13 protein-coding genes are annotated in these 20,964 nt (G+C 73.1%); 9 read left to right on the top strand and 4 right to left on the bottom strand.

The window, feature by feature from the left end; translation table 11 throughout:
- Positions 1-50: 50 nt before the first annotated feature.
- Positions 51-191, top strand: coding sequence for a hypothetical protein (locus GGQ55_RS00620; RefSeq protein WP_179714636.1), 141 nt, complete (start codon positions 51-53; stop codon positions 189-191).
- On the opposite strand, the gene proA is transcribed toward GGQ55_RS00620, so the two are convergent.
- Positions 192-6,092, bottom strand: a complete 5,901-nt coding sequence (gene proA, locus GGQ55_RS00615; protein WP_179714635.1) for an anti-phage protein ProA — start codon at positions 6,090-6,092, stop codon at positions 192-194.
- A 214-nt stretch (positions 6,093-6,306) separates the two neighbouring features.
- Between proA and GGQ55_RS00610 the strand changes: the two genes are divergently transcribed.
- From GGQ55_RS00610 to GGQ55_RS00595, 4 genes are all read left to right on the top strand, one after another.
- Complete coding sequence (locus tag GGQ55_RS00610) at positions 6,307-7,134, top strand: DUF6884 domain-containing protein (RefSeq protein ID WP_179714634.1); 828 nt, start codon at positions 6,307-6,309, stop codon at positions 7,132-7,134.
- A 118-nt stretch (positions 7,135-7,252) separates the two neighbouring features.
- Positions 7,253-7,804, top strand: a complete 552-nt coding sequence (locus tag GGQ55_RS00605; protein WP_179714633.1) for a hypothetical protein — start codon at positions 7,253-7,255, stop codon at positions 7,802-7,804.
- 1 nt (position 7,805) lies between these two features.
- The gene (locus tag GGQ55_RS28125; protein WP_179714632.1) at positions 7,806-10,523 is read left to right on the top strand and encodes an AMMECR1 domain-containing protein; all 2,718 of its coding nucleotides are present in this window, start codon (positions 7,806-7,808) and stop codon (positions 10,521-10,523) included.
- Complete coding sequence (locus GGQ55_RS00595; protein ID WP_179714631.1) at positions 10,520-12,331, top strand: RiPP maturation radical SAM C-methyltransferase; 1,812 nt, start codon at positions 10,520-10,522, stop codon at positions 12,329-12,331. Before GGQ55_RS28125 ends, GGQ55_RS00595 begins: the two co-directional genes overlap by 4 nt.
- A 4-nt stretch (positions 12,332-12,335) precedes the next feature.
- On the opposite strand, the gene GGQ55_RS00590 is transcribed toward GGQ55_RS00595, so the two are convergent.
- The 3 genes from GGQ55_RS00590 to GGQ55_RS00580 all read right to left on the bottom strand — a co-directional run bounded on the left by GGQ55_RS00590 (position 12,336) and on the right by GGQ55_RS00580 (position 15,603).
- Positions 12,336-13,232: an SMP-30/gluconolactonase/LRE family protein gene (locus GGQ55_RS00590; protein ID WP_179714630.1), complete on the bottom strand. Its 897-nt coding sequence runs from the start codon at positions 13,230-13,232 to the stop codon at positions 12,336-12,338.
- Positions 13,233-13,380: 148 nt separating this feature from the next.
- Positions 13,381-14,667 carry an ApeA N-terminal domain 1-containing protein gene (locus GGQ55_RS00585; RefSeq protein WP_179714629.1) on the bottom strand — a complete coding sequence of 429 codons (1,287 nt, stop codon included), beginning with the start codon at positions 14,665-14,667 and terminating at the stop codon, positions 13,381-13,383.
- 45 nt (positions 14,668-14,712) lie between these two features.
- Positions 14,713-15,603 (bottom strand): isocitrate lyase/PEP mutase family protein, encoded by an 891-nt coding sequence (locus GGQ55_RS00580; RefSeq protein ID WP_179714628.1) that lies wholly within the window; start codon positions 15,601-15,603, stop codon positions 14,713-14,715.
- Positions 15,604-15,710: 107 nt separating this feature from the next.
- Here GGQ55_RS00580 and GGQ55_RS28120 point away from each other — a divergent pair, with 107 nt between their 5' ends.
- From GGQ55_RS28120 to GGQ55_RS00560, 4 genes are read left to right on the top strand one after another with little or no spacing between them, the layout of a single operon-like run.
- Positions 15,711-16,391 carry a GntR family transcriptional regulator gene (locus GGQ55_RS28120; RefSeq protein WP_179714627.1) on the top strand — a complete coding sequence of 227 codons (681 nt, stop codon included), beginning with the start codon at positions 15,711-15,713 and terminating at the stop codon, positions 16,389-16,391.
- Positions 16,388-18,451, top strand: a complete 2,064-nt coding sequence (locus GGQ55_RS00570) for a hydantoinase/oxoprolinase family protein (protein WP_179714626.1) — start codon at positions 16,388-16,390, stop codon at positions 18,449-18,451. The genes GGQ55_RS28120 and GGQ55_RS00570 overlap by 4 nt, the downstream gene beginning before the upstream one ends.
- 3 nt (positions 18,452-18,454) lie before the next feature.
- Positions 18,455-20,326, top strand: coding sequence for a hydantoinase B/oxoprolinase family protein (locus GGQ55_RS00565; protein ID WP_179714625.1), 1,872 nt, complete (start codon positions 18,455-18,457; stop codon positions 20,324-20,326).
- Positions 20,323-20,931 (top strand): isochorismatase family protein, encoded by a 609-nt coding sequence (locus GGQ55_RS00560; RefSeq protein ID WP_179714624.1) that lies wholly within the window; start codon positions 20,323-20,325, stop codon positions 20,929-20,931. The genes GGQ55_RS00565 and GGQ55_RS00560 overlap by 4 nt, the downstream gene beginning before the upstream one ends.
- Positions 20,932-20,964: the final 33 nt, after the last annotated feature.

Genomic DNA, 20,964 nt, shown 5'->3' with positions numbered 1-20,964 from the left:
GCCCACGCGTTGGACCGGGCAGCACAGGACGAACCGACGAAGGGAAGCCCGTGAAGCTGATCCGGACCGCGATCATGGCCGCCGTGGCCAAGAAGGTCTACGACGAGGCCCGCAAGCCCGAGAACCAGGCGAAGATCAAGCAGGCCATCGCCTCGTACCAGAACCGGGCGAAGAGCCGCCCGGCCCGCTGATCAGACGGCGACGAGCAGGCCCGACTCGGACGTCGTGAGCTTGCCTGCGGCCAGCGCGGCGTCGACCGCGGCCTCGAGCACCGGGGTCACGGTCGGCGTCCGCCGCTTGTAGCCGAACACCGCCGCCACCTGGGTGAGCAGCTCCTCGCGCTCCATGCCGGCGGCCGCGCGGCACAGCGCGGTCATCGCGTTGCCGATCTCCTCCGGCGGCACGTGCTCCAGCGGCCGCTCGGTGCTCGCGGCCTGCCGGCGGAAGACGTCGTAGGCGGCGCGGTCGCCGCCCTCGGGCCACAGCCACTCGTCGGTCAGGACCGACGGCGGCAGCACCGAGAGGATCGCGGTCTTGCGGGCCTCGGTGACCCGGGTCAGCCCGAACGCCGCCGCGGTCAGCCGCACCAGCCGGTCGACGTGGATCGGGCCCTCGGCCTTGATGCCGCTGGTCAGCACCCGCCGCACCACCCGCGCCGACTTCGCGGCCGGCAGCTCGTCGAGCACCGTCTTCTCGCCGGCGGTCCTCGGCGTCCACGCGGAGAAGGTCGTCTCGCCGTCCAGGACCGCGGGGCCGGCGGGCTTCGCAGCCGGCGCCGGCTTGGGTGCGACCGCAGCCGGGGGCGGCACCGGCAGCGACGCGGTGACCGACGCGCGCAGCGCCGCGACGCCCTTGAACGACTCGATCGCCGCGGTCGGCAGCTGGAGCGGGACGACCGGCGCCGGCTCCAGCCGGGCCGCGTCGACCGCCTCGACCAGCTTCTCGACCACGGACGACGGGTCGGCCAGCCACGCCGGCAGCCAGACCCGCTCGACCGCCGGCCAGCGCTGCATCCCGGCGAGCACCTCGACCGGCAGCCCGTCCCGGTCGCCGACGGTCCGCCGCCGCGCCCACGCGGGGCCGTCGAGCAGCACCGCCATCACCGGGGTGTCGGGGTCCGACGCGCGCGCCACCGACAGGTCGATCCGGAACTCCGACAGGCCGACGTCGGTGCGCACCACGAGCCCGCGCGAGCGCAGCGCCGCGGCGATCTGCTCGCGGTGCCGGTCGACCACCGAGGTCGACCGGGCTCCGAGACCAGCACTGCGGGGCAGCACGTCGGTGCCCATCGCGGCGAGGTCGAGGTAGGCGCGCAGGTGCTTGATGCCGACCGACGAGGTCTCCTCGGCCCGCAGCTGCCCGGGCTCGAAGGAGGAGAACACCACGACCTGCCGCCGGGCGCGGGTGACCGCCACGTTGAGCCGGCGCTCGCCGCCGACCCGGTTCAGCGGGCCGAAGTTCAGCGGCAGCTGGCCCTTCTCGTTCACCGAGAACGCGGTGGAGAAGAAGACGACGTCGCGCTCGTCGCCCTGCACGTTCTCCAGGTTCTTCACGAACAGGCCCTCGCCGTCGGCGCGGTCCAGCGCCTCGGTGAGCCGGTCGTCGTCGGCAGTGTTGTTGCCATCGCGCAGCAGCGTCTCGATGAGCGCCCGCTGCTGGGCGTTGAACGTGACCACGCCGATGGACGGCGCCACATCGCGCGAGAGCGCGAACCGGCGGCGGATCTCGGCGACGATCGCCTCCGCCTCGACCGGGTTGGTGCGCAGCAGCCGCCCGCCGCCCGAGCGGTGGAAGGTGCCGCCGACCCGGACCAGCGAGACCCCGCGGCCGTCGGGGTCGGCGGAGGGCCGGCCGTGCGTCGGGGCGGGGAAGGAGGCCAGCCGGTTCTCGTAGTACTGCGCGTTGGAGAACGCGATCAGCGACTCGTCCTGGCTGCGGTAGTGCCACGACAGCCACTGCCGCGGCACGCGCGCCTGCACGCACTCGGAGAGGATCGACTCCTCGTCCTCGACGGCGGCGGCGCCGAAGTCGGAGGTCTCGTCCTCGGCGCCGGGGGTCGGCTCGGCGAAGGACGTCGGCGGCATCTGCTTGGAGTCGCCGACCACGACCGCCGTCCGTGCCCGCCCGAGCGCGCCGATGGCGTCGGCGACCCGGATCTGCGAGGCCTCGTCGAAGACGACGAGGTCGAACAGCCGCGCCTGCGCCGGGAAGAACCGCGCCACCGAGTCGGGGCTGACCAGCACGATCGGCATGACCGTGGTGATCAGCTCGCCGTACTGGGCCAGCAGCTGCCGCACGCCCAGGCCTCGCCGCTGCCGGGCGAGCTCCCGCTGCAGCGCGCCGACCTGCCCGGCGCCCAGCGCCGCGTCGAAGGGCCGCGCGTCGATCACCGCGGCGGGCAGCGCCGAGGTCAGGTGCCTGCGGACCGCCTGCGAGGCGACCGTGAACCGGCGGATCGCCTTCTCGTGGAACTCGGGGTCGAAGGTGTCCAGGCCGGTGGCGTCGCGGCGCTCCTCGACCGAGGCGGTGGCCACTCCGCGGTCGAAGGCCCGGACGGCGTCGTCGGCGAGCACCGCGCCGGTGACCAGCAGGTGCCGGGCCTCGATCAGGCCGGCCGTGCGCAGCGGCTCGAGCGTGTCGAGGAAGGACACCCAGCGGCGCAGCGACATCAGACCGGGGTGCTCGACGCCCCGCTCGGGGCGGGTCATCGTCCAGCGCAGCACGAACCCGTCGTCGCCGGCCCACTGCGCGAGCGCGGGGGAGGTGCTGCGGCACACCTCGAGCAGCCGCAGCAGGGCATCGCGCAGCCGGGTCACCTTCGCGGTGCCGACCGGGTCGGCCGTCTCGCCGGCGACGATCAGCTTGCGCAGCGCGACGTGGAACGGCGCCGAGCCGTCGACCGCGACCGCGGCCCGCCGCAGCCAGGCGACCTGCCGCTCGACCAGGCCCGGGTCGGCGAACGGGTTCCAGCCCTCCGGCACGGTGATGCCGGGGATGGACGCGGCCCGCTGGGCGATCGCGTGCACGCCGTTCTGCACCCGCCACAGGCCCTCGACCAGGGTGGGCACGTCTTTCGGCTTCACCTGCGCACCGGGCTTGAGGTACGGCGCCAAGCGGTCGCGGACGGCGATCAGCTTGCGCCGGCGGCTGAAGAAGCCGGCCGCCGCGGCGGTCTGCGCGGCCACGTAGATCTCGGCCAGCGGCAGGTCGAGGGCAGCCGGCGTCGCGACGTCCATGCCGGGGTGGCGGAACGCGAGATACGCCGCGACCTCGCCCTGGATCGCCGAGGTCGCCGCCGTCCAGTACTCGGTGAAGGTCTCGTCCAGGACGTCGAGGCCGACCGGCGGGCCGGTGAGCAGGGCGGCGACCGAATCGAGGTCCTCCGGGGTGCGGGCGTGCCGCAGCACGTTGGCCAGCCCTGACCCGACCGGAAGGTCGCGCACCGCCTGGTCGACCTCGACCGCAGCGGCCTGCGCCGCCGGCAGCTCGATCGCCGGGGAGTCGACGAACGCCCACGGGTGCCGGGTCGAGGGGCGGGTCAGGTCGGCGATGTCGGGCAGCAGCACCAGCGCCCGGCGGACGGCGGTGAACGTCTCCTCCGACGCCCCGGCCACGAACGGCAGCGGCACCGGCAGCGGCGCGAGCTCGCCCGCGGCCGACAGCTCCGCCGTCCGGGCGGTGTAGAGCGACAGGCCCGCGGCGTTGGGCGCGTGCAGCCGGTCGGCGTAGCGGGCCAGCAGCCGGCGGGCGCTGCGCAGGTCCTCGCCGTCGGCGGCCAGGCCCTGGGCGTCGACGGCGACCGCGTGCTCGATCGCCTCGCGGATCTGCGCGCGCACCACCGAGGCGCGGCTGCCCTTGTCGTGCAGATCGAGCGCGAACGGGCCCATGCCGACCGAGTCCAGCCGGCGGGCGACGACGTCGAGGGCCGCGCGCTTCTCGGCGACGAACAGCACCCGCTTGCCGTCGGCGACCGCGCGGGTGAGCAGGTTGGTGATCGTCTGCGACTTGCCGGTGCCGGGCGGGCCCTCCAGGACGAAGGTGCGCCCGGCGGTCGCCTCGGCGATGGCGCGCAGCTGGCTGGCGTCGGCCGGCGCGGGCAGCGCCGCGGCCAGCTCGTCGAGGTCGGTGTGCTCGGCGGTGTCGTAGATCGGGTCCTGGAACGGCTCGTTCGGCTCGTAGACCAGGTGCTGGACGAGCGCGTTGCCGGCGAAGTCCGACCAGTGCTCGTCGAGATCCTTCCACAGCCGGTACTTCGCGAACTGCAGGATCGCGAGGTCGGCGGTCGGCTCCACGCGGTAGGGCAGCCGGTAGCCGACCAGCGCCGAACGCATCGCCTCCAGCGCCGCGTCCAGGTCGATGCCCGAGGCATCGGTGGCCGGCTCGGCGAGCTGCGGGACCGACACCCCGTGCAGCTGGCGCAGCTTCTCCAGCAGGCAGTAGTTCGGGGTGCTCGAGCCCGCCTCGTCGAGCGTGATCCGGTAGGCGCCGGTGCGCGAGGTGGGGGTGAGGACGACGGGCACCAGCACCAGCGGCGAGCGCAGCGGGCGGCCGTCGAGCTCCCAGACCAGGCTGCCCAGCGCCAGGTAGAGGTTGTTCGCCCCGGTCTCCTCGACCACCGTCTTCGCCTTGTAGGCGAGGTTGCGCAGCCGGTTGAGGTAGCCGGCGTCAGGGACGTCGGCGTGCACCGACCGCCGCTCGACCAGCGTCTCGGCGAGCTGCTCTCCGGGCAGGTCGCGGGCGGTGGCCGCCCCGCGCTCCTTCGCGACCGCGGCGAGCTGGTCGGACGGCAGCAGGGTGATCGGCGTCCCGTCGTGGACGAAGTTCTCGAGGATGCCCAGCGACTCCGCCGGCACGACCAGCGGCAGCCCGGAGCGCGGCGTGTAGTTGATCAGCCGGTTGCGCAGCGACAGGTCCAGCAGCGCGTTCTTCCACTGCAGCACCCGCGGCGGGGCGTCGGGGCGCGCGCTGCCCGGGTGCGGCTCGGCGTGCGGGGCGGCGTGCCGGTGCTCGGCCGGCCGGTACTCGACGATCTGCAGGACGCCGTCGGCGTCGCGGGCGCGGGCGGGCAGCGGCAGGATCCCGTCGCGGCGCGCGCGGTCGACGTCGGTGACGCCGAGGACCCGGTCGAGGTCGCCGGTCAGCCAGCCGGTGTAGGCGGGGCGGTGCAGGTCGGCGCCGGGCTCACCGAGGCTGGTGAGCAGCTTCGGCTCGACCAGCCCGATCAGCCCGAGGTCGACCAGGTTGACCAGCGGGGCGACGTCGGTGGTGGCGGCGCTCTCGGCGCTGCGTTCTTCCTTCCAGTAACCGAGGAACGCGTGGCCTTCCGCGAGCCACAGCAGCGGCCGGATGCCGGCCTGCTCCAGCGCGGCGGCCATGAGGACGACGACGTCCAGGGGCGTGCCGACCTGCCAGGTGAGGACGTCGCCGGGCGTGCGCACCTGCTGGCCGATCTCCACCCAGCTGGCCGGCGGCTCGCTGTGCCGGATGCCGTGGTTGCGGATCGCCTCGGCGAGGGCGGCGACGATCGCGTCGACGCGCTCGGGGCCGCCGTCGTAGCCGTCGACCAGGTCGCTGCCGGTGTCCCGGTCGAGGATCGCCGCGGCTTCCTCGATCAGCCCGGACACCGCCGGGTGGTTGGGCTGCACGTGGGCGGCGAGCATCTCCAGCGCCAGCGGCAGGGGAGTGGCCAGCCACTGGTGGGCGGCGAGCACCCGCACCGGCGTGCTCGCGTGGCCGATCACCCGCTCGCCGTCGACCACCTCGACGTCGATCACGCCCGGGCGCTGGCTGTCGACCTGCAGCATCGCCGCGGGGTCGAGGGTGAGCGCGACGTCCTGGAGGACCGTCGTCCGGCCCTCGTCGAGGTCCGCGGTGAGCTCGACGGCGCTGCCGATCGGGCCTTCCGGGTCGCGGACCGACAGCCGCACCGTCGCGCCGCCGACCGTGGCGGTCGAGGTGAGCGCGAGCCGGTTGACCACCGGGATCCGGTTGTGCGCCAGCGCGTAGCTGAGCACCGGGGTGGTGGTGAGGTCGATCGAGACCGCCGCCACCGGGGCGACCACGTCGCCCGTCCGGAGGTCAGCGGTGTCCATGCGATCTGTCTACCGGGTCAGGACGGACCAGTCCGCCCAGGGGTCGGGTGTCTGTTGCCTGTGTGACTGCTGCGGCGATCTTCCGCGGATCACACCCGGGAAGTACGCGGGTACCACCTTCCGGAGGGTCGCGACCGGCGATGTGTACGCCGATGGGGTTCTTTCGGGTCTCGGACCGGTCGTACCCAGTGTCCCCCGGGTTAGCGTGCGCCGGATGAGCACCGGGGGTCTGCCCACGATCTGGGAGCTGCTGGCGGAGGCGGCCGAGACGCTGCCCGAGCCGTTCAGCCGCGCGGCCCTGATCAACTGGGTGAGCGCGCGCCGTCCCGACGTCGGGGTCTCCTCGATCGCCGCCCACATCCAGTTCGCCACCGACAACGCCAGCCACCCCGACGGCGCGCCGTTCGCCGGGCGCACGCCGCTGCTGCACCGGGTCGACCGCGGCAGGTACCGCCGCTACCAGTCGCCGCTGCCGCAGCGGTGGGAGCCGGCCGAGCTGCCCGACGGCGGATCCGGCGGCCGCGTCGTCCTCGTCGGGTCCTCCGGGGCGGTCGCCGACGGGGTGCAGCCGGCGTCCCGGCTGTTCCGCAGCAGCGGGTTCGCCCGCGCCCGGGAGCACGCGCAGTCCTCGGGGCACCCGTGGTTCGTGCTGTCGGCCAAGCACGGCCTGCTCGACCCCGACGACGTCGTCGGGCCGTTCGACGTGCTCTTCGGCGACCAGTCGCTGGGCTACCGGACGGCGTGGGGTGAGTGGGTGGTCGCCCAGCTGGCCGACCGGGTGCGGCTGACCGGTACCACCGTCGAGGTGCACGGCGGGGTCGACTTCGCCCAGCCGCTGCGCACCCCCCTGGCCCGCCGGGGTGCCGGGCTGGAGATCCCGCTGCCGGGGATGTGGAGCGACGCCGACGCGCCCCCGAGCCCGCCGGGCGAGGAGCACGAGGACCAGGGCGAGCACGAGAACGCGGCCCGCACCGCGCTGCACCGGCTGCGCGGGCTGGTCGCCCGGCACGGCGCCGACGAGCAGGACCGCCGCCGCGCCTGACCCGGCAGAAGTCGCGACTTCTGCCGTGACGGGGGCGCTTCCGCGCGGCTCGGCGCGGCGCTACCTTGGCGCGGCTCTCGGAAACACTCCCGTCTCGCATGTCGACGGAGGTCGAGCCATGGCCGAAGACCCCCACCGTCCGCCCCTGTCCGACGAGCCCGACCGCGAGGAGCCCCCGGGCGTCGTGCCGGGCGGTGCCCGCCAGCGGCCGTCCGGCGACCGGCCCGAGGAGGGGTTCGTCCCCGTCTCCGAGATCATCGTGGAGGTCGCGCCGACCAGCCCGCTGTTCGGGGAGCAGGAGCCGCGCACCGAGCAGATCGTCGAGGTCGCCCCGGACGGCCCGGCCGAGCGGCGTCCCGGCCCGTCGCCGTACGAGCCCGGCCCGATCGAGGGGGTCGCGCCGGAGGTGCAGCCGTCGGAGACCGAGCCCCCGCGGCCGGCGGAACCCTCCGAGGTGGTCACCGAGGTCGCACCGGAGCGGATCGTCGAGGTCGCGCCCGGGCGGCCGTCGCCGTACGAGCCCGGCCCCGGCCCGATCGAAGAGGTGGCGCCCGAGGTCCAGCCGGAGGTCGCGCCCGAGGTGCAGCCGTCGGAGACCGAGCCCTCGCGGCCGACGGACCCCTCCGAGGTGATCCCCGAGGTCGCCCCCGAGGTGGCCCCGGAGCGCTGAGGTGGCTGTCCTCCCGTTCCCGACCCCGGTGCGGGAGCCCGCGCCGGACGACGACCGCGCGGAGCTGCTCGCGTTGCTGCGCCGCGACGGCATCCTCCACCGCTCCGACGAGCAGCCCGTGCTGTCGCGGGACGGCTCCTCGGCGCGGTGGATGCTCGACTCGCTGCCGGTCACGCTGACCCCGCGGGGCGCCACCCTGGCCGCGCGCGAGCTGCTGCGGCTGCTGGAGCGGTTCGAGGGCCGGCAGCTCGCGACCCTCGGCCTGACCGGCGTCCCGCTGGTGCAGGGCTGCGTGCTGCTGGGCGGCGGCAGGTATTCGGGCCTGCTGGTCCGCAAGGAGCGCAAGGCGCACGGCTCGCTCAAGCTGATCGAGGGCCGGCTTGATCCGGGCGAACCGGTGGTGCTGGTCGATGACTCGATCAGCTCCGGGCACTCGATGCTCACCTGCACCCGGGTGCTCCGCGAGGCCGGGTTCGAGGTGGAGGGCGCGGTCGCGCTCGTGGGGTTCGGCTACGACCGCGGGCCTGCCCGGCTGGTGGAGGCGGGACTCCGGGTGGCGACCGTCTTCGACATCTACGCCGACTTCATGCGGGCCATGGACGACGAGTCCGACCACCCGGCCAACCCGACGAAGCGGCCGCTGCCGGCGGCGACCGGCGCGTGGCTGGCGGACGGCCTGCACCCGGCTGCGCTCGCCCGCGAGGTGATCGCCGAGCACCTGCGCACCGGCGAGGTGCCGCGCGCACCGCGCCGGCTCGACCGCGCGTACGACGGCGCCGGCGGCTGCTGGGTGAGCCTTCGGCGGCGCTCCCGGATCCACGACCGGCCGGCGCGCAGCGGGTTCTGGCACTTCCCGGGCGAGCCCTCCGGCCCGGTGGCGGCCGACGTCGTCCGGGCCGCGGTCCAGACGGCGCAGCAGCTGCGCGGCGCCGACGACCCGCTCGCCGTGCTCGACCAGTGCGCGGTCGCGGTCACGTTCTTCGGCGCCCTGGAGGAGTGCACCGTCGCCGACCTCGACGACGACCGGTACGGCATCGTCGTCCGCAGCCGGGAGCGGGACTCGCGGATGGGCGGGGCCCTGCCCCGCATGCCCGGCATCGCGACCGAGTGGGAGCAGTACGTGCACGCCGCCCGGCGCAACGCCGGGCTGCTGCCGCTCGAGCCGCACGTCGTGTACCGGCACACGGTCGAGAAGCTGGTCGAGCCGGGGGAGTCCTGGCAGCCCACCGGTGTCCCGGTGGCCGGCCCGGTCTGGTCCGACGACCCGGCGCTCGCCCGGCCGGTGGCCGAGGCGGCCCGGGCGGCGGTGCTCCGCGCCCTGGACCGGCCGGGGCCGGAGCCGTTCGTGCCTGGTGTCGCGGACGGCGTCCAGGGGCTGTTCGTCACCGTCTACGCCGGCGGCCGGCTGATCGGCTGCGCCGGGGCGTTCGCCGCCGACTGCGCGACCCGGCTGGGGGAGTTCGCCGCGGCCGCCGTCTCCGACCGGCGGTTCCGCGGCGCAGGGACGGACGACCCGATCGCGGTCAGCGTCTCGCTGCTGTTCGCCCGGCACGAGATCGGCACCGCCACGCCGGAGTGGGTCGAGGGCCCGACCCGCTTCGCCGACCAGGCGCTCGCCGTCCGCCAGGGCGACCGCGCGGGGTTCGTGCTGCCGTTCGTCGCCGTCACCCACGACCTGTCCCCGCGCGGCTACGTGCTCGAGGTGATCGACAAGGCCGGCATCACCCGGCCGCCGTACTCCTGGACGCGCTACGACTGCGCCACCTGGCTCGCCGACGGCGACGGTGTCCGGCGGCTGCGCGGCGCCCTCCCCGAGGGTGCCCCGGCGGCCACGCCGGCCGAGCAGCGCGCCCGGCTGGAGCCGCTGCTGCGGCGCTACACACTGCGGCACTCCGTCCCGGCCGACGAGCCCTACCTCGTCCGGTACGAGGTGTTCGGCAACCGGCTGCACGCCGGCGCGCACCCGGCGCGGATCGCCTACGGCGCCTGGGTCAAGGCCCGCGCCGGGCTGGTCGCCGAGGCGCACGCCGACCTGGCCCGGCTGGGCGAGCCCGACTCGATCGCCGAGCCGGCGTTCGTCGCGCTGGCCGACCTGGCGCTGGGCCGCACGCCGGACGTCGGCCGGTTGGTCGACGCGATCGACCGGCACGGGCGCTTCGACACCGAGCACCAGGACTACGCGCCCGGCCAGGCGCTGCTCGCCCTCGCTCGCGCTGCGGCCGCCGGTGTCGACGTCCCCACCGGGCCGGTCGAGCGGGCGCTCGCGCACTACCGGCGGCGGTTCCGGCAGAACACCGCCTGGGGCGCGGTCTCCTGGCTGGCCCAGGCGTACGCCGCGTGGGGCGGCCTGCTCGGCGCCGAGCACACCCGGTTCGCCCACGAGGTCGCCGACGTCGCCCTGCGGTTCCAGTCGCGGAAGTCCGGCGGCTTCCTCAACGACCACGCACCGCAGGCGCCCGGCGCGACCACGGCCCTCTACCTGGAGGGCCTCGCCGCGGTCCTCGCCGCCGGGGGCGATGTGGAGCGCTACCGCGACGCCTGCGCGCGCGGCCTGGCGTTCCTCGACCGGCTGGTCTACCAGCCGCGGGACGTCGCCGTCCTGCCCGACCCCGACTGGGCGCTGGGCGGCGTGCGGACGACGGCCACCCGGAGCGACGTGCGGATCGACTACGTGCACCACGCCCTGTCGGCGGTGCTCGCGCTGGGGGAGCTGCCGTGAAGCCGGTCGCGCTGGTGAGCATGCCGACGATGAGCACCCGCTTCCCGTCCTTCCAGCTGGCGCTGCTGACGCCGGTGCTGGAGCGGGCCGGGTACGAGGTGCGGCCGATGTCGCTGTTCCTGCGGTTCGCGCAGCGGCTCGGGCCGGCGCTCAACGAGGCGCTGGCCGACGTCTACCCGTGCATGGTCGGCGAGTGGATCTGGACGACCGCCGCGTTCGGCCCGCGCAACGACGGCGACGAGTACCTCGCGCACTACGAGAGCAACCTCGCCGCGATCTGCGGCCGCGCCGGGTGCACGGTCGAGGACCTGCGGCACGTGCGCGACGTCGTCGCCCCCGCGTGGCTCGCCGAGGTGGTCGAGGGCACCGACTGGTCGCAGTTCGGCGTCGTCGGCCTGTCCATCACCTTCCAGCAGATGGTCGCCTCGCTGGCGTTCGCGCGGGCGCTGAAGCGACGGCACCCCGAGGTGCCGGTCGTGCTGGGCGGCGCGACGTTCGAGGACGACATCGCGCTGGAGGTGATGCTCCGCAACCCGGCGGTCGACGTCGTCCACTGCGGCGACGCCGACGTCACCGCACCCGAGCTGGTCCGCCGGCTGCAGACCGGCGAGTCGCTCGCCGGCCTGGCCGGGGTGCTGTGGCGGGACGACGACGGCGCCGTCCGCTCCGAGGGCCGCGCACCCAACTTCGCCGACCTCGACAGCTCACCGGTCCCCGACTTCGACGAGTACTACGCCAGCCGCGGACCCGGTGACCGGCGCGAGGTGATGCTGCCGATCGAGACCGCCCGCGGCTGCTGGTACGGCATGAAGCACCACTGCGTCTTCTGCGGGCTCAACCGGGCGGGCATGGAGTTCCGGCGCAGGAGCCCCGAGCAGGTGCTGGACATGCTCCAGCAGCTGTCCAGCCGGTACGGCACGCGGTGGTTCAACGCGATCGACAACATCCTGGCGCCGGCCTACACGGCGCGGCTGTTCGGCCGGCTGGCCGAGGAGCACACCGACCTGCGGCTGCACTACGAGATCCGGCCGAAGATCTCGCGCGCGCAGCTGCGCGACCTGCGCCGTGGCGGGCTGGTGTCGGTGCAGCCGGGCATCGAGAGCTTCTCGACCCACGTGCTCGAGCTCATGCGCAAGAACGTCACCGGGATCGGCAACCTCGAGCTGCTCAAGTGGACGACGTACTACGGGATCAACAACTCCTACAACATCCTCTACGGCTTCCCGGGCGAGACCGAGGCCGACTACCGGGCGCAGGCGGAGGTCCTGCGCCGGATCCCGCACCTGCAGCCGCCGTACGCGATGGCGCAGGCCCGACCGGACCGCGGCTCGCCGATGCACGAGGAGCCCGGCGAGCACGCGATCTCGTTCCTGCGGCCGTCGGCCTGCTACCGGTACATCTACCCGCCCGAGTACGACCTGCGCCGCATCGCGTACTTCTTCGAGCACGGCTTCGACGTCGACCTGCCGGTCGACGGGCCGCGGGAGTGCCGGTCGCTGGTGGCGAACTGGAAGTCGCGGTGGAACGCGGAGCAACGGCCGTACCTGCGGTACGTGAAGACCTGGCAGTCGGTGAGCATCCACGACGGGCGCGGGGAGAGCCGTCGCGCGTACCGCTACGACGGGCGGGACGCCGCGCTGTACGAGTTCTGCGCCGATGCCCGCACGCGCGAAGAGCTGGCCGCCGTCGAGGGCTTCACACCCGAGGAGCTCGACCGGGCGCTGGCCGGGTTCGTCGAGCGCGACCTGGTGCTCTGCCTCGACGGGAAGTACCTGGCCCTGGCGCTGCCGGACAACCCGTACCACTGAGCGGCTACGGCCGGCCGGCGTGCGGGACCTCGACCTGCGTCGTCACGAGGACCGCCTCGCGGACCGGTGCGCGGGTGTGCTCGAAGAAGTCCGGGGCGGCCGCGATGAGCAGCGTGCGGCCGTCGTCCCCGCCGAGCATGCAGGCGAACACGCCCATGCCGTCGGGCCCGGCGACCTCGTCGACGATCGCCCCGCCCGGGGCGACCCGGACGACGCGGCCGTGGAAACCGTCGGCGACCCACACGTGGCCCTCGGCGTCGGAGGTGCAGCCGTCGGGGCCGACGACGATCTGCGGCGCCAGCTCCTCGACGGTGCTGCCGGTGGGCAGCGGGCCGAACTCGGCCCAGACGCGGCGGTCGGTCAGGCTGCCGTCCTCACCGATGGTGAACGCGGTGAACCGGTTGCCCCAGGTCTCCCCGACGACCAGCGTGCCGTCCGCGAGGATCACCGAGCCGTTGGGGAAGTGCAGGTCCTCGGCGACGACGGTGACGCTGCCGTCGGGGTCGACCCGCTTGAGCGTGGTCGGGCGGATGTCCGCGCCGCCCATGAGGTCGAAGCCGAAGTCGCCGACGAACACGCGACCCACGTCGTCGACGACGCAGTCGTTGAGGGGGCCGCCGCAGTAGGGGGCGAGGTCGGCGTAGGTGGACAGCTCGCCGCCGGCGAGGCGGAGCAGCCGCTGGTCCTTCATCGAGACGATGACCATCGACCCGTCGGGCAGCCAGCCGAGGCCCGAGGGCTGCTGCTCGACCTCGGCGACGACGGTGCCCTGACCGTCCGGGGTGATCCGGGTGACCTGGTGGGTGTAGAAGTCCGAGACCCACCACGCACCGTCGTGCCAGCGCGGGCCCTCGAAGTAGGAGCCGCCGGGGAACAGGGTGGTCAGCGACCTCGTCGTCATGCTGCGGACGCTAGTGCTCTGCCCAGCGTGCTGGGCAGAGCACCAGCTCCCGCGGATCCGTCGTGCTCACTCCCGCGGCGGGGCAGAGCAAGAGAGCCCGCGCCATGTCCCGCTATGGCCAGCCATGCGAATCGATCCGCACCTTCGATTAGCCGTAAGTGTCAGGAAGCCAGTCCCGCGCTTGGCTCAAGAAGAGTTGATATGGCCCGTAGGTCCTGAAGCGCTGCCTCAAGTGTTCGTGTGACAAGCCGGCTTGGTCGAGCAGGACGGCTCGAAGGAGCCATCTAAGCGAAACTGCGACGGCGAGATATCTGTCGATTTCCGCCTCGTCGAGCCAGCCTTGACGGGATCGATGGGCGAAGTCGTTTCGAGCCTCATATACGTGCACCCTCCATTTGGAGGTCTTACCCGTGATGCCGGGAGCGACGAGCTCCGCCATCTCGGCAAGTTCTTTCAGCCTTTGAGCGTAGCCCGGTTCGTGCACGAAAGTCAGAAACCCTTTGACCGCATCTCTCGCAGCGGGTTCGATTGAGGCAGCGGCGTCGACCGCTGCTGCCCGAACGGCAGCGCCAACCTCCACTGGAAATCGCAAAGTGTCGGGCCGTAGGCGTCGATGCAATCCCTCCGCAACGGTCGCTAGCTCGAGCACCTGCGCCTCGAGTGTGTTGTCGCCATCGAGCATCCTGACAACGACCGGCGGAAGCGGCCCGAGAAGCTCGACGCGGTCTAGCCAATGGGCAAGAGTCTGCAAGTGTAGATCGCCGGGATGGAGTAGCGACTGGGCCGGCCAGGGGATATTCTGGGTTCGATGGGAGGGGCTGTGGACCTTCAGCCATTGCTTACCTGAAGCCACCTCGACGCCGAGCAGGCCGGCGTCCTGACCACAGGCGAGGCTGACCAGACTTGCAAGCGGTCGCATATACCGCCGGTCGAGTTCGCGGATGCTTGCCTCAGGTAGATCCTCCATCGTCAGCCAGGTGGCGGAGTCACGCAGCTCGATGTTGATCGATCCGCCACCTGTAACCGGGACGGATTCGTCGGGAATGATGGTCGGAGCATTTAGCCCCTGAATGCAGAAACGTGTCCTCGTGAATCTATGGTCGCGACCGGATAGATGAGCCCCTAGGATCACCTGAAGAGAGATTCGCTGTTCGTCCTGCTCGTTAGGTAGCAAACCGCCGATGTATCCGGTATTCAATGAGTCTAACAAGGTTACGGGCGTGCCATTGTGGAGCACGCCGTGAACAGTCCTCGCGAGCGTGTCAGGCTCAAGGTGGTAGACACCCGGAGAATCCGTCACGGCTGTTGTAGTTAGCGCGCCCTTGGTTGTGAGTCTGCCTACTTCGCCAGGTTCTAGCGTTAGAGTGCCTGCGCGCCGGTCAGTAGGTTTGCCGGCCAGCCAAAACTCCCCGGCCCGGTCGCTGGAGGAGTTCATCGCTCCCTCAATAGCATGCGATACCCAGAGCCTCAAGCTCCACGGTCAGCCGCCGGCGAAGCGCTGCTCCAGCTCCTGGATCTCGGGCAGGCCGATGAGGTCGGTGAACTCGCCGAACGCCGGCAAGCCGTCCAGCGACGGGATGCCGTCGCGCTTCAGCGTCGCGAGCAGCGCACGGATGCCCGCGGTCGCCGCCAGGAGCGTGCCGATCGGGTAGATGACCAGCGAGAAGCCCAGCTCGGTCATCCGTGCGAGCGACAGCGGCGGCGTCTTGCCGCCCTCGGCCCAGTTGAACACCAGCGGCGCGACGTCGCGCAGCTCGGTGGCGACCCGCGCGATGTCGTCCTCGGCGGTCGGCGCCTCGACGAACAGCAGGTCGGCCCCGGCGTCGGCGAACGCCTTCGCCCGGCCGATCGCCTCGTCCAGCCCGAGGACGGCGACCGCGTCGGTGCGGGCGATGACCACCAGGTCGGGATCGCGGCGGGCCTCGACGGCGGCGCGGATCTTCCCGACCATCTCCTCGGCGCCGATCAGCGCCTTGCCGCTCATGTGCCCGCACTTCTTCGGCAGCACCTGGTCCTCGAGCTGGATGCCGGCCACGCCGGCCTGCTCGTAGAGCTGCACGGTGCGCACCACGTTGATCGCGTTGCCGTAGCCGGTGTCGGCGTCGGCGATCACGGGGACGTCGACGGCGGCGACGATCCGCCGGGCGTTGTCGACCATCTCCGACCCGGTCAGCAGCCCGACGTCGGGGCGGCCGATCAGCGAGGCCGTCGTCCCGAAGCCGGTCATGTAGACCGCGTCGAAGCCGGCCTGCTCGATCAGCCGGGCCGACAGCGCGTCGTACGCGCCCGGGGCGACCAGCGGCTCCGGGCGGCCGAGCAGCTCGCGCAGCCGGCGCCGGGGAGTGCGGTCCGTGCTCAGCAGGTTCGCCACGGCTGGCCCCCTCGTTGTATGCAGACATCCAGAATTTACCGGCAGCCATTGCCTCCTGGAACCCGATCGCCCTACGTTTGCACACAATCTGCCGAGGAGTGTGACGGGTGACACGTGCGGTGACGTCGGCCGAGCGGACGCTCGCGGCGCTCCGGGAGCTGATCCTGGACGGCGATCTGCGCCCCGGCACCCGGCTCGGCGAGGTCGAGCTCGCCGAGCGGCTCGGCGTCAGCCGCACCCCCGTCCGCGAGGCGCTCACCCGGCTGGCCGCCGAGGGCCTGGTCGACCTCGCCCCCAACCGGGGCGCCCGGGTGGCCACGTGGACCGTCGCCGAGCTCGAGGGCGTGTTCGACCTGCGCGCCTCCCTCGAGCCGCAGCTGACCGGCTTCGCCGTCGGCCGGGCCACCGCCGACGACGTCGCGGCCCTCGAGGAGCTCGCGCAGCGGATGCTCGCCGTCGGCACGCCGGGCCCGGACCAGGACCTCGACGCGCTGGTCCCGCTCAACCGTGCCTTCCACGACCGGCTGGTCGGGCTCGCCGACCACCCGGCGCTGGCCACCGCGCTGGCCGCGGCGATCCACCCGCCGATCGTGCTGCGCAACTTCCACACGTACGACGAGGCGTCGCTGCGCCGCAGCCTCGCCCACCACGCAGAGATCGTCGCCGCCGTCCGCGCCGGTGACCCGGCGTGGGCGCAGGCGGTGATGACCGCGCACATCAGCAACGCCCGGGCCGTGATGGTCCGCGCGGCCCGTGAGAACGCAGTCCGACAAGAGGAGGCCTCATGAGCTACCGGCTCGGTGTCGACGTCGGCGGCACCTTCACCGACGTGCTGCTCGTCGAGGAGGGCAGCGGTGCGACCTGGCGGGCCAAGACCGCCTCCACCCCGGCCGACCAGGCGGTCGGCGTCCTGCACGGCATCGAGAAGGTCTGCGCGGACGCCGGCATCGAGCTGGCCGAGGTCGCGCAGGTGCTGCACGGCACGACGGTGGCGACCAACGCGATCCTCGAGGGCAAGGGCGCGACCGTCGGGCTGGTCACCACCAAGGGCTTCCGGCAGGTGCTGCAGATTGCCCGGTCCTTCGTGCCCGGCGGGCTGGCCGGCTGGATCATCTGGCCCAAGCCCGAACCGCTGGCCGACCTGCGCAACACCGTCGAGGTCGACGAGCGGATCGCCAGCGACGGCACCGTGATCCGCAAACTCGACGAGGACGACGTCCGCCGGCAGCTCACCAGGTTGCAGGGCCGCGGCGTCCAGGCGCTGGCCGTCTCGCTGATCAACGCCTTCGCCGACCCGGCGCACGAGCGGCGCATCGCCGAGCTCGCCGCCGAGCTGCTGCCCGGCGTCCCGGTGTCGCTGTCCTCCGACGTGCTGCCCGAGCTGCGCGAGTACGAGCGCACGCTGACCACCGTCGCCAACGGCTACGTGCAGCCGCAGGTCAAGAAGTACGTGCAGAACCTCTCCGACCGGCTGGCGCAGGGCGGGGTGGCCGGGGAGCTGGCGATCCTGCGCAGCGACGGCGGGCTGCAGTCGGCGACCGCCGCGCTCGCCGCGCCGGTGACGATGCTGCTCTCCGGCCCCGCCGGCGGGGTGACCGGCGCGGTGTGGGTGGCCGAGCAGTGCGGCTACTCCGACCTGATCACCTTCGACATGGGCGGCACCTCCACCGATGTCGCGCTGGTGCAGGGGCTGACCCCGCGCATCGGCCGGGAGACCAAGGTCGGCGACCTCACCGTGCGCGCCTCCAGCGTCGACGTGCGCACGGTCGGCGCGGGCGGCGGGTCGATCGCCCACGTGCCCGAGCTCACCAAGGCGCTGCGGGTCGGCCCGCAGTCCGCCGGCGCCGACCCCGGCCCGGCCGCCTACGGCAAGGGCGGCACCGAGCCGACGGTCACCGACGCCAACGTCGTCCTCGGCTACCTGCCCTCGTCGCTGGCCGGCGGCGAGATCACCCTGGACGTCGACGCCGCGCGCACCGCGGTCGGCACGGTCGCCGAGGCGATGGGGCTGGAGTCCCCGGAGGCCGCGGCCGCCGGCATCGTCGACATCGTCAACGAGAACATGCTCGGCGGGCTGCGGCTGGTCTCGGTGCAGCAGGGCTTCGACCCGCGCGACTTCGCGCTGGTCGCCTTCGGCGGCGCCGGGCCGCTGCACGCCAACGCGCTCGGGAAGCTCACCGGCGCGTGGCCGGTCATCGTGCCGCCGTCCCCCGGGGTGCTCTGCGCGCTCGGCGACGCCACCACCAGCCTGCGCGACGAGTCGGCACGCACCGTACTGCGCCGCTTCGCCGACCTCTCCGGCAGCGAGCTGGCGCTGATCCTCCGCGAGCTGGCGGCCGACGCCGGCGAGCGGCTCACCGGGCAGGGCCTGCCGGCCGACCAGCAGTCGGTGCGCTTCCAGGTCGACGTCCGCTACCACGGGCAGGGCTTCGAGATCCCGGTGGACGTCGAGCCGGCGTGGCTGGACGACGTGGACGGCGCTCTGGGGAAGCTGAGCGGCGCGTTCGACGCCGAGCACGACCGGCTGTTCGGCTTCCTCCTGCAGGTCGACCACGAGCTGGTCAACGCCCGCGCGACGGTCACCGGGCCGCGGCCGGACGTCGCCCCGGTCCGGCTCGAGGACGGCGACGGCGACCCGGCCGGCGCGCTGGTGGACACCCACCCGATCCACGTCGGCGGTGAGCAGGTGACCGCGTCGGTCTACGACCGGGCGAGACTGCGCGCCGGCGACGTCATCCGGGGTCCGGCGATCGTGACCGAGATGGACTCGACCACCCTCGTCCTGCCCGAGCACTCCGCCGTGGTGCACGCGTCGGGCTCGCTCCTCATCAACCCGGTGGAGGGCTGATCCGTGGCACGCATCATCGAGACCGCGACCGGCGCGATCGACGAGGTCGACGTCGACCCGGTGACCCTCGACCTCATCGAGAACGGGCTGCGCAACGCCCGCTACGAGATGGACGAGGTGCTGTTCCGGACGGCGCTGTCGCCCGGGATCCGCGAGCAGCACGACGAGTTCCCGCTGATCGGCGACCCCAGCGGGAAGATGGTCGTCGGCCAGTTCGGGCTGTCCATCCCCGACTTCCTCGACGGGTTCGACGACACCATCGAGGAGGGCGACGTCCTGCTGACGTCGGACCCGTACTCCTGCGGCGCCGCGATCAGCCACGCCAACGACTGGCTGCTGGTCCTGCCGGTCTTCCACGAGGGCCGGCTGGTCGGCTGGGCGTCGATGTTCGGGCACATGTCCGACGTGGGCGGCAAGACGCCGTCGTCGATGCCGACCGACGCCCGGACGATCTACGAGGAGGGCGTGGTCATCCCGCCGTTCAAGCTCTACCGCAAGGGCGAGCTGAACGACGACGCGCTGCGGATCATCCTCAACCAGGTCCGCATGCCCGACTGGAACCGCGCCGACCTCAACGGCCTGGTCGCCGCGTGCCGCACGGCCTCCCGGCGGGTGGTCGAGATGTGCCAGCGGTTCGGGACGGCGACCTACCTCTCCGCCCTCGACGCCCTGCTGCAGCGCAACTACGACGCCATGAAGGTGCTGCTGCAGGTGGTGTTCGAGGAGGGGCGCACCCTGTCGTTCACCGACTACATCGACGACGACGGGGTCGGCAACGGCCCCTACGAGCTGAAGCTGTCGCTGACCCGCACCGGCGACAAGGTGCACCTGGACTTCACCGGCTCGTCGCCGCAGGCGCTCGGGCCGGTGAACTACTACATCAACGACAACCTGACCCGGATGTTCTTCGGGATCTACATGATCACCGTCGCCGATCCGCAGATCCTCTGGAACGACGGCTTCTACCCGCTGGTCGACGTCACGATCCCGGACGGCTCGTACTGGAAGCCGAAGTTCCCGGCCGCGCTCAACGGCCGCAACCACGGCATCGGGCGGGTGTTCGACCTGTTCGGCGGGCTGCTCGGGCAGACCAACCCGGCGCTGCTCAACGCCGCCGGGTTCTCCTCCTCGCCGCACTTCATGTACTCCGGCTTCTACTCCTCCGGCGAGCGCAAGGGAGAGTGGTTCCAGCTCTACTCGATCGGCTTCGGCGGCATCCCCGGCCGGCCGCTCGGCGACGGCCCGGACGGCCACTCGCTGTGGCCGAGCTTCGTGAACATCCCGTGCGAGTACCTCGAGTCGTACTACCCGCTGCGCATCGAGCGGTGGGAGACGATCGCCGACACCGGCGGTGCCGGCCTGCACCGCGGCGGCAACGGCGTCGACGTCGCCTACGTCTTCGAGGAGCCGGGCGAGATCGCCATCCACGACGACCGCTGGCTGACCTACCCGTGGGGCGTCAACGGCGGCCGGCCCGGCGCCCGGGGCACCAAGTGGGTCGACCGCGCCGACGGCACCCGCGAGGTGCTGCCCTCCAAGTGCCACGGGGTCCGGGTGGAGCCCGGCGACGTCCTGCACTTCGTCACCTGGGGCGGCGGCGGGTGGGGCGACCCGCTCGAGCGGGACGCGGAGCTCGTGGCCACGGAGGTCGCCCGCGGGCTCGTGTCGGCGGACGGCGCCCGGCGCTACGGCGTCGTGGTGGGTGGCGACGGCGGAGTGGACGAGGAGGCCACGCGGGCGCTGCGGGACCGGATGCGCGCCGACCGGCCGGCCGAGCTTCCGGTGTTCGACTCCGGCCCGCCGATCGAGGAGCTGCTGGCCCGCTGCGAGGAGGAGACCGGGCTGCCGGCGCCGAAGCGGCCCGTGTGGACGTGACATCCGGCCCGCACGGCTCCGGGTTCAGCGGCCGGGTCGGGTGGGGGACGACGCCGGCGCTCGTCGTCGTCGACCTGGTGCGTGCCTACACCGAGCCGGACGGGCCGTTCGGGCTGCCGGACACGGGCCCTGCGGTGGCGGCGACGCAGCGCCTGGTCGACGCCGCCCGCGCGCACGGGCGCCTCGTCGTCTGGACCACCGTCCGGTTCACCGCCGGGCTGGGCGACGCCGGTCTGTTCGTGCACAAGGTGCCGGCGCTGGCCTGCTTCGCCGAGGACGCGCCCGGCGGCTGGGGCGAGCTGACCCTGAAGCCCGGGGCGGGCGAGCCGGTGGTGGTCAAGCAGTACGCCTCGGCGTTCTCCGGCACCTCGCTGGCCGCGACGCTGCGGGTCGCCGGCGTGGACACCGTCGTCGTCACGGGGGTGTCGACGTCCGGCTGCGTGCGGGCGACGGCGATGGACGCGCTGAACTCCGGCTTCCGCCCGCAGGTCGTGCGCGAGGCCTGCGCCGACCGGACGCCGGCCGTGCACGAGAACAACCTCACCGACCTCGACGCCAAGTACGCCGACGTCACGGACCTGGCGGAGGCGCTCGCGCACCTCTGAACCGTCGTACCAGTACATGACGGTTCCTTTGCG

Source organism: Petropleomorpha daqingensis (genome assembly GCF_013408985.1).
Lineage (GTDB): Bacteria > Actinomycetota > Actinomycetes > Mycobacteriales > Geodermatophilaceae > Petropleomorpha > Petropleomorpha daqingensis.
This window is presented reverse-complemented; position numbering and strand designations above follow the sequence as displayed.